Origin of the sequence: Algibacter lectus (assembly GCF_900112395.1) — a bacterium.
In the GTDB taxonomy this organism is placed as follows: domain Bacteria; phylum Bacteroidota; class Bacteroidia; order Flavobacteriales; family Flavobacteriaceae; genus Algibacter; species Algibacter lectus.
Genome location: NZ_FOLN01000016.1, coordinates 1 through 14,439 on the forward strand (window position 1 = coordinate 1; position 14,439 = coordinate 14,439).

Sequence of the window (14,439 nt, forward strand, 5' to 3'; positions counted from 1 at the left end):
TTGTGCTAAACTCAACCTAAATAACCAAAGGTAAAGTGTATTGAATGAGTTGTTTATAATTTATAATTGCTTTTTTATTTTCTTCAATATGAGTTTGTTGCGTAATCATGGAGGTTCAACCCTGATGAGATTGTTTAATTATGAGGGAAGTTAGTTTAAGATTTATTTTTTCTAACTAAAAGAGGGCTAATAAGGCCGTTTAAGGAGCTTAATGATGATTTTGAATACTAGGTAATATAATCTTCCAAACTTAATTGTAAAGTTGTTTATATGATTTCATTTTATTAGAATGTAATTTTGCTTTTATAATTAGATTCATTTTGATCAAATTTTATTATATCCCCATGCTTTTCATTCTAAATATTTTTTTTGTTTTTAAATTAATTAAAAAATTGTTTTTTTCTTGCTAATCTAGTTATTTAATTAATCGAAAAATTTGCGTATAAATTAGGCTAATTCTTTTCAAAAACAAGAGGTTTTTTGAGCAAAAACGTCTTGTAATTTTTGATAGAAATCAAACTTTTGCAGATGGGAGCGAGAGCGATAGTAGTGGCATCCTTTCTGGGTAAAACGCTTATTCTGTTTTAGTGTTACTATTTGTAATTGAGTAAAGTAGCCGAAATACTTATACGAAAAGGTAAATGCACAAATAGATGTAGCGGATAGCGCGTTTTTTAATTTTTCTTAAAAACTCGTACTTTTAATAATGATTTATTGTGGAATTCTTAAATTTTTTTTGCTTTATTTTTATTTTGTGAATAATATGGGTTTTATGAAGAATTGTTACAAATCTGCTATGCTTTATCTCCTTTCGTGTCAAAAATGAGGCAATTTAAAACTCAATTTTTGTATATTCGCAACGCAAAAAATGGCATCTTTTTATTACTATCCATTTTTTAGATATAATAACTCACAAAACATCACACGAATGTCTAAAATTATTTACACGAAAACGGACGAAGCTCCGGCTTTAGCAACACGTTCTTTTTTACCTATTGTTCAAACTTTTGTAAAATCGGCGGGAATTGAAATTGAAACGAAAGATATTTCGTTAGCTGCAAGAATTTTAGCCGTTTTTCCTGATTTTTTAAAGGAAGATCAAAAAGTTTCGGATGATTTGGCTTTTCTTGGAGATTTAGCAAAACAACCTGAGGCTAATATTATTAAATTACCAAATATTAGTGCGTCTATACCGCAGTTAAAGGCAGCTATTTCTGAATTACAAAGCCAAGGTTTTGCTATTCCTAGTTACCCAGATGAGCCTAAAACAGATGCAGAAAAGGAAGTTAAGTCTCGTTACGATAAAATTAAAGGAAGTGCTGTAAATCCTGTATTACGTGAAGGTAACAGTGATCGACGTGCACCAAAAGCTGTTAAAAATTACGCTAAAAACAATCCGCATTCAATGGGAGCGTGGTCTAGCGATTCTAAAACACATGTAGCAACTATGGATGCTGGCGATTTTGCTCACAATGAGAAATCGGTAACATTACCAGAAGCAACAAGTATAAAAATTGAGCACACCGATACCAACGGAAATGTAACTGTGTTAAAAGATAATTTGGCTCTTTTAAAGGGGGAAATTATCGACGCAACTGTTTTAAGTAAAAAAGCTTTAATTGAGTTTTTTGAAACTGAATTTGCAAATGCTAAAGCAGAGGGTGTATTGTTGTCTTTACACATGAAAGCAACAATGATGAAGGTGAGTGATCCTATTATTTTTGGTCACGCAGTTCGTGTATATTTAAAAGATGTTTTTGAAAAATACGGAGAAACTTTTGACGAAATTGGAGTTGATGTAAATAACGGATATGGAAATTTAGTTGATGGTTTAAAAGAATTACCAGAAGCACAGCAAACTGAAATTAAGGCAGCTATTGACGCCGCTTTTGAAAATGGTGCAGATTTAGCTATGGTAAATAGCGATAAAGGTATTACTAATTTGCACGTACCTAGTGATGTTATTATTGATGCGTCTATGCCAGCAATGATTCGTACGTCTGGACAAATGTGGAACGCGGCAGGTAAACTTCAGGATACTAAAGCGGTAATTCCTGATAGTAGTTATGCAGGTATTTATACTGCCACTATTGATTTCTGTAAAAAACACGGTGCTTTTGATCCAACTACAATGGGAACTGTGCCTAATGTAGGTTTAATGGCTCAAAAAGCTGAAGAATACGGCTCTCATGATAAAACTTTTGAAATCCCTTCTAATGGTGTTGTAAAAGTTATTGATGCTTTTGGAGCTACTTTATTGGAGCATACGGTTGAGGCAGGAGATATTTGGAGAATGTGCCAAGCTAAAGATGCACCAATCCAAGACTGGGTTAAATTGGCTGTAACTCGTGCTAGAGCATCTGAAACTCCAGCTGTATTTTGGTTAGACGATAATAGAGCGCATGATGTTGAACTTATTAAGAAGGTGAATTTATACCTAAAGGATCATGATACAACTGGTTTAGATTTACGTATATTATCTCCTATAGATGCTACCCTTTTTACTTGCGAACGCTTAAAAGATGGTAAAGACACTATTTCTGTTTCTGGAAATGTATTACGTGATTATTTAACCGATTTATTTCCGATTTTAGAAGTAGGTACTAGTGCAAAAATGTTATCTATTGTACCATTAATGAATGGTGGTGGATTATTTGAAACTGGAGCAGGTGGTTCTGCACCAAAGCACGTGCAACAACTACTAGAAGAAAATCACTTACGTTGGGATTCTTTAGGTGAATTTTTGGCGCTTGCCGTTTCTTTAGAGCATTTTAGTTTAGCAAATAGTAACTCTAAAGCTAAAGTTTTAGGTGAAGCTCTTGATAATGCTACTGATAAATTATTAGAAAACAGAAAAGGACCTTCTAGAAAAGTTGGCGAGTTGGATAATAGAGGTAGTCACTTTTATTTAGCTATGTATTGGGCACAAGAATTAGCAAATCAAAATGAAGATGCTGAGTTAAAAGCAGAGTTTGCTCCAATAGCTAAACAATTAGTAGATAATGAAGCTGTTATTGTAAAAGAATTGAATGATATCCAAGGTGTATCTGTTGATTTAGGTGGTTATTATGAGCCTAATGAGGATTTAATTAATAACGCAATGAGACCAAGTAAAACATTTAATGCTATTTTAAACTAAGAGCATTTTAAATTGTTTCAAATTATAAAAAAGCACCCATTTGGGTGCTTTTTTTGTTTTATAAAAAATTGGTTTGATTTCTAATTGTACTTAATAGTTCTGAAGGCCATTTCATTGGCGTAGTTGAAAGCATCTTGATAATATGCTGCTCTCATATTTATAGCTTCATCATCATAGGGGTGAGTATCGAGGTAAGTTTCAATATCGTTTAAAAAATAGGTGTCATCATTTTTTAAATGAATTATAGCACGATTTTTAAAAACATCTGATTTTTCGCCTTCTAAGCTAATAACTTGATCAAAGTTGACTAGTGCATCATCGAGAACGTTTAAGTGATATAAAGCAATTCCTTTTACTTTAAAAGCTATAGCTAAGGTGTCTGTAATGTCAATGGCTTTATCACTATATTTAATTGCTGTTCTATAGTCTTCTATGGCATTATATTGATTTGCTTTTTTTATATAGTAGTCGTAGACCCTAAGTTGGTCTTGTTCTGAAAATCTTGAACCACAATTACATAGTAATAAAAACAAAACGCATGACGTTATACTTTTATATAACTTTATCATAGCTATCCTTTTTAAGTGTTTATTGTACAAATAAAAAGAGCAACTAGACAATACATGTCCGGTTAAGGAATGAAATAAAAAAGAGGACTTATAAGAAGTTGTTTAACGAATAAAATCAGAATAATAGTGTTGTAAGATAAAATCATGTTGTTCTACAATCGTTTCTATTAACCAGTGTGGTTCTATAACTTTTACCCACATATTAAATTTAAATAACTCAATGAGGAACTCGTAATTTGGTTTTAGAGTTACCAAAATTTCACCAAAGATATCTTCGTCTGTATAATCTAAAACGTCAGTATTCATTTTAACGGGACGGCTTATAATAATTTGAGAATGGTGGAGTGGTTTAGATTCTAAATATTTAAAGTGGTGGTTTGCTACCTTTAGTCTAATAGTTTCGGTTTTAATATCATTATTTAAAATTCCGAAGGCATCTTTAAAGTAAAGAGACTCGTCAAAAGAATAAGGTTCTTGTACAAATTCTTCAGTAATTGTAATATTAGAAACACGTTTATCTAAACAAAGTACTTTTACGCCAATAGCTTCATTATAAACTAATAAATACCAAGCTTTATTGGCTTCTTTTATATGTAGAGGCTGAACTTTAGCTTGTTTAATTTCAGTAAACCGGTCGTCGTCATACCAGCCTTCATAATTAATTTTAATATAAACTTTACGTTCTATGGCTTTAACTAAACCTAAAATATTGATTTCGGTGTTTAAAGAGGATTCTTCGGTGGTAATATAAGGAGACCATTGGCGCTCTTTGTGGCTCGCTAAAAATAATTCCATTTTATCGAAAACTGTACGGTGCGTTTTAGTTATTACCGATTGATTGACCATATAATGGCCTTTGTGCCTAATATGTTCAATTTCTACTCCAAAAAAGGATTCGATATCTTTTACATCTCGGCTTATTGTCTTTTCATTACTTACCAATAAACCTTGGTATAGCTTATCGCCAAGATGATAATCTAAATATATTTTTTCTAATATGCTGATTATCTCTTTTCTAGACTTGCAATTATTGATAGAAGTGGTAGCTAATATTTCATAGATATGAAATTTTCTAATAAAATCTGGGGTCATCAAATAGGGGTTTGAAGTTTCCAAGATAATAAAATTTGTTGAAAACTTATGATATAGTGCTATTTTAGCCAAAAAATGCCCGTTGAGTTTATTCAGTAAAAAAGATTTCGCAAATGCCAAATGGTATATAATAGAAAAAGTTTGTCAGTTAATTGTAGGGATTTATATTACCCCTAAAATTTTTAATAGTTTAGGTGCGTTCAATTCGGGCGAATTAGAAATTTCAAAGGCCATTGTTGGTGTATTAGCGCCTTTTTTCTTTCTTGGTTTATCGGCTATATGTATTCGTGAATTAGTGTTTAAACCTAAAATGAAAAACCAAATTATTGGCACCACTTTACTACTTCGCTTATGCAGTTTTGTGCTACTTTCACTGTGTTTATTAATCTATACTTATTTTACAAATACAAGTGAAATCACTTTTATTGTTTTAATTATAGCGTTTAGTTATCTGTTTAGAATTAGTGATGTTATAGAATACTTTTTTGTTGCTAAGAAAAAATATAAATACGTGTTTATCTGTAAAGTTATAACATTAATACTTGTATTAATTGTTCAGTATTATGGAGTGGAGCGTAATTTTGGTGCATTTTATTTTGCAGGAGTTTTGTTTTTTGAATTCGCTATGCAAACCCTTATTTATTTTGGTGTTATTGTCTATTCAAAAGAATTAAATCTTACCAAATTATCTTGGTCTTTTCCATTGGCTAAAGATTTATTGGTTTCAGCTTTACCTTTATTACTCACTAATTTTATAATAGTTTTTTACTTAGCTATAGACGATTTTTTTATCAACACATATTTAGGAAGCGCAGCAAATGGTGTGTTTTCCGTGGTAAATTTTTTGGTTATTTTTATTACATGGAGTATCGGAGCAGCTTTTATCTATGGCTTATATCCAGCTTTAGCTGAATGTTATTTAGAAGATAAAATTTTATACGCCAAACGCTTGAAGTTTATGCTTACAGTGGTTAGTGTTTTCGGTATCTGTATTGGACTATTTTATACTTTTTTAGGAGATTATGTAATATCGACTCAATATGATAAAAGCTTTGAAGCAGCCAAAACCCCACTAAAAATTTTTGCTTGGGCACCTATATTTGTTTTTGTAGGTATGTTGTTTGAAAAGCATTTGGTGAATCAGAATAAATTAAATCGAAATGTTTACCGCTTTATTTTGGGTTGTGCAGTAAATGCCTTGTTGTGTTTTTTATTCATTCCAAAATATCATCTTATTGGAGCAGCTTTTGCACTTTTATTAAGTCATTTTGTAACCAATATTGTGTTTGTTTTCTTATTTAAATCTTACAGACAAGATATGTGGTTGCTTTTACTGAATAAAACGAAATAATACATGGAAATGATTATAAGTTAGATGCTTTTATTTATTTTTATAAAAAATTCCCTTAATGAAAAACCTTTTCTTGTGGCTAATTATAGCTTGTTCTTTTTTTAGTCTTTCCCTAAATGCACAAAGTAAATTTACAATAAGCGGAACCATTTCTGAAGCAAGTAGTAATGAAACCTTAATTGGGGTCAATATTATTTTTCCCGAAATACAGTCAGGAACCACAACTAACGAATATGGTTTTTATTCCATTACGCTATCTGAAGGTACTTATAAACTAGCGGTAAGCTATTTAGGTTTTAACACCATTGTTGAAACGGTAGAACTTACTGGCGATGTGGTTAAAAACTTCAGTTTAACTGATACTTTAGAAAGTTTGGATGAAGTTGTAATTACCGAAAACATCGAAAAGCTCAATATTAAAGCTCCACAAATGAGTGTAAATAAATTGAGTTCTACTACTATAAAAGAAATACCAGTAGTACTAGGTGAGGCCGATATTATTAAAGCTATTACGTTGTTACCAGGTGTTACAACAGCTGGAGAAGCGGCTTCCGGATTTAATGTTCGTGGTGGTGCGGCCGATCAGAATTTAATTCTTTTAGATGAAGCGACCATTTATAATTCGTCGCATTTATTTGGTTTTTTCTCAGTATTTAATCCTGATGCAATTAAAGATTTAAAACTTTATAAAGGAGGTATTCCTGCTAGATATGGTGGGCGTGTTTCATCGGTTTTAGATATTTATCAAAAAGAAGGTAATAGTAAAGAGTTTCATGCTAATGGTGGTATTGGTATAGTATCGAGTCGATTATTGCTTGAAGGTCCTTTAGAAAAAGATAAAGGTTCGTTTTTATTAGGAGGACGATCTAGTTATGCGCATTTGTTTTTACCACTTTTTGATTTAGATAATAAAGCTTATTTCTACGATTTAAACACCAAATTGAGTTATAAAATAGACGATAATAATAATGTGTATTTCTCGGGGTATTTTGGACGAGATGTATTCAGTATTGCTGATACTTTCGAAAATACCTATGGTAATTCAGTCTTAAACTTTAGATGGAATCATTTATTTTCCGATAAAATATTTTCAAACCTATCACTAATTTATTCCGATTATTACTACGGACTAAAACTTAATTTTGTAGAATTCGATTGGAATTCTGGCATTCAAAATTTTAATTTAAAGTACGATTTCAAACATTATCTAACCAATAAAATAAAATTACAATACGGTTTAAATAGTATTTATTATGCCTTTAATCCAGGTGATATCAAGCCAACGGTAGAAAGTTCTGGCATTAACCCATTTAAATTAACTCAAAAATATGCTTTTGAGAATGCTATCTATTTAGATGCTGAACATAAGGTTTCCGATAAATTATCATTGTCTTATGGTTTGCGTTTAAGCACGTTTCACCGTTTAGGTCAAGATGAACTTAATGTTTATGAAAACGACCAAGCTGTTGTTTTTAATGAGGATTTTCAAATTTACGAAAAGGCAAACCCTATAGATACTGAAACCTTTGATAGGAGTGATGTTATAGAACGTTTTGTTAATCTAGAACCACGTGCTTCCGTGGCTTACCAACTTAATACAGTGTCTTCCTTAAAGGCTAGTTATAATAGAATGACACAGTATTTGCACTTGCTTTCCAACACAAATTCTCCAACACCTTTAGATGTTTGGACGCCGAGTGGAAAATATATTAAACCACAATTATTAGATCAATATGCTGTTGGGTATTTTAAAGAATTTAATGATAGTAAATATTCTTTGGAAGTTGAAAGTTTTTATAAAACGATAAAGAATAGAATTGATTATATAGATGGTGCCGATTTGGTTGCCAACAATGCCATTGAGCAAGTGGTGCTAAACGGAAAAGCAAGGGCTTATGGTTTAGAGGTTTTATTCAGAAAAAATGAAGGTCGTTTTAAAGGATGGTTAGCCTATACGTTGTCTAAATCAGAACAGCAAACAGAAGGAAGGACTTCCAATGAAATAGGAATTAATAATGGAAATTGGTACAATACACCTTATGATAAAACACATGATATCTCGCTTACCGGAAGTTATGATTTAAATGAAAAATGGAAATTAAACGGTAACTTTTTATTTCAAACTGGGCAACCGGCTACATTTCCAAATGGTCAATATCAATACAATGGTGTAACTGTGCCTAGTTACAATAATAGAAATGCAGATAGATTGCCTGTTTATCATCGTTTAGATATTTCAGCTACTTATACAGCTAAACCAGAGAAGAAATCGGGTTTACAAAGCTATTGGGTTTTTGGAATTTATAATGCTTATAACAGAAAAAATGCAGCTTCTGTTTCCTTTAGTGCCAATCAAGATACGGGTGCTAATGAAGCGAATAGATTGGCCATTTTTGGAATTATTCCTTCAGTTTCTTACAATTTCAAATTTTAATATCATGAATAAAATTATATATATATTACTTATAAGTTTAAGTTTTACAGCTTGTGAAGACGTTATAGATTTAGAATTAAACTCTGCCGAGCCACGTTTAGTTATTGATGCTTCGCTTAAATGGATTAAAGGTACCGACGGTAAAAATCAATTTATAAGGTTAACATTAAGCGCTCCCTTTTACGATCTAGAAGTACCGCCTGCAAATGGTGCCGTTGTAACGGTTACAGATACAAACAATAATAACTTTAACTTTATTGAAGATGGAGATACCGGTATTTATGTCAATAATGCATTTATACCAGAAATTAATGGCGTTTATACACTTAGTATTAATTATAACGATGAAATTTATAGAGGCACAGAGCAGTTAATGGCTGTGGCAGATATAGATCGCGTTGAGCAAAAAAATGATGGCGGTTTTTCTGGAGATGAAATAGAGTTAAAAGCATATTATACCGACCCAGAAGGTATGGGTAACTATTATTTATTTGAATTTGATATACAGGAAACTAATAGTGTAAGTCTAGAAGTTTATGATGATGAATTTACAGATGGAAATGAGATTTTTGCTTTTTACACAGATGAAGATTTGGAGGCTGGCTCAGAATTAACTGTATATAATAACGGAATTTCCGAACGGTTTTATGAGTATATGGTGGTTTTATTACAGCAAACAGATGATACTGGTGGCGATCCTTTTGAAACACAACCAGCTACAGTTCGTGGAAATTGTGTAAACGAAACAAATCCAGATAATTACCCTTTCGGGTATTTTAGAGCTTCGGAAGTTTCGGTGCTGAATTATACTGTGGAATAATATTTAAAAATTAAATTCTCTTGAAAATTTCTGGCAAGATTATTACATATTGAGACAACTTAAGCTCTATGATTTTATAAATGATAAAAAGATAGAAGTTGAGGATGTTCTTTACGGTTAAGACCTCAATAATTCATATTTTTGAAATATGATGAAATTCACAAAAACTACAGAACAAGATTCTAATTATAATCATCTTGAAAAGATGAATCTTTCTGAATTATTAAATAGTATAAATAAGGAAGATAAAAGTGTACCATTAGCGGTTGAGAAAGCATTACCACAAATAGAAAAATTAGTAGAACAAATTGTTTCTAAATTGAAACAAGGCGGACGTTTATTTTACATGGGAGCAGGTACTAGCGGCCGTTTGGGTATTTTAGACGCTTCAGAATGTCCTCCAACATTTGGTGTATCCCCAGATCTAGTTATTGGGCTTATAGCTGGTGGCGATCATGCTATTAGGCATGCTGTGGAGTTTGCCGAAGATTCACTAACCCAGGGTTGGGAAGATTTAAAACAACATAACATTACAGATAAAGACGTAGTTGTCGGTATTGCTGCCTCGGGCACAACGCCTTACGTTATTGCTGCTTTAGAGCAATGTAATGAGAATAATATTATTACAGGATGTATTTCTTGTAATAAAAATAGCCCGTTGTCTCTAACGGCTCAGTTTCCTGTAGAACCTATTGTAGGTCCAGAGTTTGTAACGGGGAGTTCTAGGATGAAAGCAGGAACGGCTCAAAAACTAGTGATGAATATGATAACCACATCAACCATGATCCAGTTGGGGCATATTAAAGGGAATAAAATGGTCGACATGCAATTAAGCAATAACAAGCTTTTTGATCGTGGAACAAAAATGATTATGGCGGAACTTAATATTCCAAGAACCGAAGCTGAAAAATTACTTCAAACATACAAAAACGTAAGATTAGCAATTCAAAATTATAATGATGGACGAAAATAGAACAGACAAAGTATTACTTTATAAAGGTATAAAAACCATGATTTTTGCAGTATTAACACTCTTTATGGGACCCATAATATTGAGTATGGCTTTAAGTCAACCAGAAAATAAGCTTTATATTCCGCTTTTAGCTGTGGGGCTTTTAATATGTGCTTTTGCGGTGTTTTTAATTTTTAAAGGCATCAGGTTAATTATGAATAGTATGTTTAAAAAATAACAAGGCTAATCAATTAACATTTTTCTGAAGCGGCTTTAGGAGTCGTTGGGTTGTATCCAAATTCACAATCTTCTAGCTCAATTTTCAAACCATTCATAATATAGCTTATAATGGCGTAATGATGGATGGTATGGCTATTGGCCTGGGATAATAAAGCGGCATACGTATAAGCCATTTCGGTTTTACCCAAGCCTAAATCGTCAATAACAGTTATTTTAGAGTTTACATCAATATCTAAAGATTGTAATTTTTCTTTAGTAATATTTAAATAGTTTAACGCAGCATGGCATTGGTTTTCTACATCTGTATTTCTACATCGTGCAGTTAAATCAACCTCTAGATTTTCATTCATATTAAAAATACAATTATAGAAGTCTAAAATATGACGAATATGAGAGCCAATACTCGAGTAGTATGGAGCAACCGATGCATCACATAAATTGGCATCGCATAAGTTATGTAATAGTAGTTCTGCCTTTTGTAATGTTTTTAAACTTGATGCAATAATTATATCCATGGACACTAAAATAATAATTTAAGTACGAAATGAGTTGTTTTTAGTCTTTAAACATCATATTCCTTACAAAAAAATAAATACGTGCTATTAAGTTAAGCATCATTTAAAGCTCTTAATACCAAACGTAACTCTTCGTAGGTATATTTATCGTCAACTAATTGTTTTAATTCCGTTAGGCTTTCAAATTTTTTCTTCGGAATTATTTTTTTCAATTCATTGTAGTGTTCTATCGGCATTAAATCGCTAATTTTTACTTCACCCGAATCAATAAAATGAGATAAATGTCTAAGAATTGTGGTTCTCGTAAGTTCACGTTCATCCTCAATTTCATCAATAGATTTACCAGATTTAAATAAATCTAACGATACTTTCTTTGTGTCAACCTTTGGTGCTTTAGGTTTTTCTGCTACTTTTTCCTCAGTAAAATCTATTTTATCAGCAGAGGTATCAATATCATTTTCATCACAATAACCTCTAATTACCTTCAAAATATCGGTACCGTATTTCTCCACACGTGTTTTCCCCATTCCGTTTATTTCAAGCAATTCGGCTTTATTTAAAGGCAAGGTTTCACACATTTCATAAAGAGTTTTTTGGTTAAAAACCTGGTAATGTATTAAATCGTTTTTCTCTGCAATTTCATTTCTAAGCACACGTAGTAATTCAAATAATTCTACATTTGCAGTACCGTCAATAACAGTCTTTCTTGATTTTTTAGGTTTGTCTTTCGCTAAAAATTTAGATTTTGCTCTTAATTCTAAAAATGATTTGGACGAAAACCCATCTGTTAAACCGTTAAAAAATAAAAGTTTCGCAGCCAGTAATTCTTCCAATAAATCAACTGCTTTAGCTAAATCGTTATCAATGGCTTTATTGTCTGTAGTATAGCCAAACGACTTTAAGGGTGTTACAAAATGCGTTTCAATTTGATTTTTAAAATAAGCAACGGCCTTTTTAAAGCGTTCTTGTATTACATCACTTATATCTGGTAGAGGCTCTGTTTTAGATAACTCTTTTAACTGAGCATTAAAACCTGTACTCACTTTTAAAAAGTTAGTAATCGCTGTTTTTATGGTGAGTAGTGGAGTTTCAACTTGTCCTTCAATACTACCTCGGTTTTTATAATATATATCCAAAATACGGTTTGCAGGATATAAAAACGGATAGAAATCAAACATTTCAACAATTAAATCCAGTTGAAAATTTTTCTGAGACAGCTCTAAAACAGCTTCGTCTGGTTCATTGGCTTCAGCGTTTTTATTAAACGTAATGACGTTGGCATCACTAATAATCTGGCTCGAATGTATTTTACTTTTTAGCACCAAACCTTCCAACGATTTACATCGACTTAGCGCCACATAAGTTTGCCCATGTGCAAAGGCACCTTGCGCATCAATTATAGCTTTTTCAAAGGTTAAACCTTGACTTTTGTGTATGGTAATAGACCACGCTAAACGCAATGGCATTTGGGTGTAAGAGCCAATTTTGTTCTCCGAAATAGCTTTGGTTTCCTTATCAACGGTGTAATTTATATTTTCCCAAACTTCAGGTTTTGTAACAATGCTAAACTCATCATCAGGGCAATGTACAATAACTTCATCCTGATCTAAATGAATAACTTTTCCAATTTTTCCATTAAAATAGCGCTTCTCAGGGCTACTGTCATTCTTTACAAACATTACCTGTGCGCCAACCTTAAGCTCTAAAGCTTCATTGTTTGGGTAAGCATACTCAGGAAACTTTCCTTCAACCTTGGCTTGGTAAAACCTGTTTTGGCCATCAATTTTGTTTAACTCTGTAATATTTGTCGCCTCTGCTTTATTATTGTGCGTGGTTAACGAAATATACCCAGCATCAGGCTCTGGTGTAAAATCGGGGATATATCTTTTGTTTAATTCCGCTGCCGAAGCTTCCGAAAGCACATTATTTCTTATTTCATTCAAAATATTAATAAACGTCGGGTTATCTTGGCGGTAAATATGTTTTAATTCAATAGTTACGGCATTGCATTCTTGGTAGGCGTGGCTGCTAAAAAAGAACCCGTTTTTGTAAAACGGTTTTAGTAAATGCCATTCACTTTCTTTAATCACTGGCGAAAGCTGTTGCAAATCACCAATCATAAGTACTTGTACACCTCCAAAAACCTTATTTCTGTCTTTAAAACGGCGCAAAGTACGGTCAATACCATCTAGTAAATCGGCACGTACCATACTAATTTCATCAATAACCAAAAGGTCCATAGACCTAATAATATCAATTTTAGTTTTATTAAATTTTCGATTAAAACTTTTTGAGGCATTCAAGTCAGTGTCTGGTAAAATAGGACCAAAAGGCATCTGAAAAAACGAGTGTATCGTTACGCCCTTTGCATTTATTGCCGCCACGCCTGTTGGTGCTACCACCACTAAACGCTTCAAGCAATCCATTTTTAGTCGGTGTAAAAACGTTGTTTTTCCTGTTCCCGCTTTTCCCGTTAAAAAAATCGACCGATTTGTGTTGTTCACAAATTCCCAAGCCAATTCTAATTCTTTATTATCTGCCATTAATCATTGTTCAAAATCGGAAAGGAAGATACATAATTTCAAAATTTTTTTGGGCGGGTTTTTAAGAAAAATAAAAACCGCGCTATTCGCTGTATCTTTTTATAAAGCAGATTAGTACCAATTTTATTATTTAAACAATTAATTAAAAATTATATAAAGAATGAAGTTTCGGTCTATTTTAAGCTTTACAAAAAGGATGCCGCTGCTATCGCTCCCGCAACAATCCGTCATGGTTGTAGGCTTAATTTCTAAAAAAAAGAAGTTCTACTAGAGGTAAGTGCTATAAAAAAATAGTAACCGTATTGTTATCTAACTCAAAGGTTTTATCGGTAACGGAAACATTAATAAGATTTCCAGAATCACAGCATGTATCGGTTTCCGGAATCGATGTATCGTAATTTACAAAAGCTACATGTACTGAGTTTATATTAATATCTAAGCTCCCAGTAAGTAAACTTTTCGGAATAGATAATAAACCATTCGATTCTATAATATTAAACTCTTGTTCTGTTTCTGTTTTGTTTAGTATCAAAATATCTTCATTAGAAATATTATTTTGAAGTACAAGGTTTTCGTTGGTTTCAGAGTCAATCAAATTAATAAAAATAGAAGGTTGCACACATAAGACAGCCGAGCAATCGAGCTCGTCGTCACTATTGTTGCAGGACATAAATAACGTCATTAAAGCCAAGCAAACTATTTTTTTCATCATAACTTTATGTTTATTTATAGATAGTTAGATAACAAAAAGGTTGCGTGTAAAAGTGATATTTAATTTAAGTAA

11 protein-coding genes are annotated in these 14,439 nt (G+C 32.2%); 6 read left to right on the forward strand and 5 right to left on the reverse strand.

The window, feature by feature from the left end; all coding sequences use genetic code 11:
- The first annotated feature begins 928 nt into the window (after positions 1–928).
- Positions 929–3,139: an NADP-dependent isocitrate dehydrogenase gene (locus BM246_RS19010; protein WP_042505133.1), complete on the forward strand. Its 2,211-nt coding sequence runs from the start codon at positions 929–931 to the stop codon at positions 3,137–3,139.
- An 80-nt stretch (positions 3,140–3,219) separates the two neighbouring features.
- Here BM246_RS19010 and BM246_RS19015 read toward each other — a convergent pair whose 3' ends face one another.
- Together BM246_RS19015 and BM246_RS19020 are read right to left on the reverse strand one after the other, a co-directional pair.
- Positions 3,220–3,708 (reverse strand): tetratricopeptide repeat protein, encoded by a 489-nt coding sequence (locus BM246_RS19015; RefSeq protein ID WP_074940455.1) that lies wholly within the window; start codon positions 3,706–3,708, stop codon positions 3,220–3,222.
- Positions 3,709–3,810: 102 nt separating this feature from the next.
- Complete coding sequence (locus BM246_RS19020; RefSeq protein WP_074940459.1) at positions 3,811–4,800, reverse strand: helix-turn-helix transcriptional regulator; 990 nt, start codon at positions 4,798–4,800, stop codon at positions 3,811–3,813.
- A gap of 82 nt (positions 4,801–4,882) precedes the next feature.
- Between BM246_RS19020 and BM246_RS19025 the strand changes: the two genes are divergently transcribed.
- The 5 genes from BM246_RS19025 (at position 4,883) to BM246_RS19045 (ending at position 10,595) form a co-directional block, all read left to right on the forward strand.
- Positions 4,883–6,151 carry an MATE family efflux transporter gene (locus BM246_RS19025; RefSeq protein WP_074940462.1) on the forward strand — a complete coding sequence of 423 codons (1,269 nt, stop codon included), beginning with the start codon at positions 4,883–4,885 and terminating at the stop codon, positions 6,149–6,151.
- Positions 6,152–6,209: 58 nt separating this feature from the next.
- Positions 6,210–8,585: a TonB-dependent receptor gene (locus BM246_RS19030; RefSeq protein ID WP_074940466.1), complete on the forward strand. Its 2,376-nt coding sequence runs from the start codon at positions 6,210–6,212 to the stop codon at positions 8,583–8,585.
- 4 nt (positions 8,586–8,589) lie between these two features.
- The gene (locus BM246_RS19035) at positions 8,590–9,405 is read left to right on the forward strand and encodes a DUF4249 family protein (protein ID WP_074940469.1); all 816 of its coding nucleotides are present in this window, start codon (positions 8,590–8,592) and stop codon (positions 9,403–9,405) included.
- 151 nt (positions 9,406–9,556) lie between these two features.
- Complete coding sequence (gene murQ, locus BM246_RS19040; RefSeq protein ID WP_074940551.1) at positions 9,557–10,378, forward strand: N-acetylmuramic acid 6-phosphate etherase; 822 nt, start codon at positions 9,557–9,559, stop codon at positions 10,376–10,378.
- Complete coding sequence (locus tag BM246_RS19045) at positions 10,362–10,595, forward strand: DUF6095 family protein (protein WP_139221936.1); 234 nt, start codon at positions 10,362–10,364, stop codon at positions 10,593–10,595. The genes murQ and BM246_RS19045 overlap by 17 nt, the downstream gene beginning before the upstream one ends.
- Positions 10,596–10,608: 13 nt before the next feature.
- Here the strand turns inward: BM246_RS19045 and BM246_RS19050 are convergent, their stop codons facing one another.
- The 3 genes from BM246_RS19050 to BM246_RS19060 form a co-directional block, all read right to left on the reverse strand.
- Entirely contained in the window at positions 10,609–11,112 is a 504-nt protein-coding gene (locus BM246_RS19050; protein ID WP_074940475.1) for a hypothetical protein, read from the reverse strand.
- A gap of 92 nt (positions 11,113–11,204) precedes the next feature.
- Positions 11,205–13,655: a helix-turn-helix domain-containing protein gene (locus BM246_RS19055; RefSeq protein ID WP_074940478.1), complete on the reverse strand. Its 2,451-nt coding sequence runs from the start codon at positions 13,653–13,655 to the stop codon at positions 11,205–11,207.
- A 280-nt stretch (positions 13,656–13,935) separates the two neighbouring features.
- Positions 13,936–14,367: a hypothetical protein gene (locus tag BM246_RS19060; protein WP_133968606.1), complete on the reverse strand. Its 432-nt coding sequence runs from the start codon at positions 14,365–14,367 to the stop codon at positions 13,936–13,938.
- Positions 14,368–14,439 lie beyond the last annotated feature (72 nt).

Excerpts from the sequence above, each read along its gene's own strand:
- BM246_RS19015 (WP_074940455.1), bottom strand. The coding sequence starts at position 3,708 with ATGATAAAGTTATATAAAAGTATAACGTCATGCGTTTTGTTTTTATTA.
- BM246_RS19020 (WP_074940459.1), bottom strand. The coding sequence starts at position 4,800 with ATGACCCCAGATTTTATTAGAAAATTTCATATCTATGAAATATTAGCT.
- murQ (WP_074940551.1), top strand. The coding sequence starts at position 9,557 with ATGAAATTCACAAAAACTACAGAACAAGATTCTAATTATAATCATCTT.
- BM246_RS19060 (WP_133968606.1), bottom strand. The coding sequence starts at position 14,367 with ATGATGAAAAAAATAGTTTGCTTGGCTTTAATGACGTTATTTATGTCC.
- BM246_RS19055 (WP_074940478.1), bottom strand. The coding sequence starts at position 13,655 with ATGGCAGATAATAAAGAATTAGAATTGGCTTGGGAATTTGTGAACAAC.
- BM246_RS19045 (WP_139221936.1), top strand. The coding sequence starts at position 10,362 with ATGATGGACGAAAATAGAACAGACAAAGTATTACTTTATAAAGGTATA.
- BM246_RS19030 (WP_074940466.1), top strand. The coding sequence starts at position 6,210 with ATGAAAAACCTTTTCTTGTGGCTAATTATAGCTTGTTCTTTTTTTAGT.
- BM246_RS19035 (WP_074940469.1), top strand. The coding sequence starts at position 8,590 with ATGAATAAAATTATATATATATTACTTATAAGTTTAAGTTTTACAGCT.
- BM246_RS19050 (WP_074940475.1), bottom strand. The coding sequence starts at position 11,112 with ATGGATATAATTATTGCATCAAGTTTAAAAACATTACAAAAGGCAGAA.
- BM246_RS19010 (WP_042505133.1), top strand. The coding sequence starts at position 929 with ATGTCTAAAATTATTTACACGAAAACGGACGAAGCTCCGGCTTTAGCA.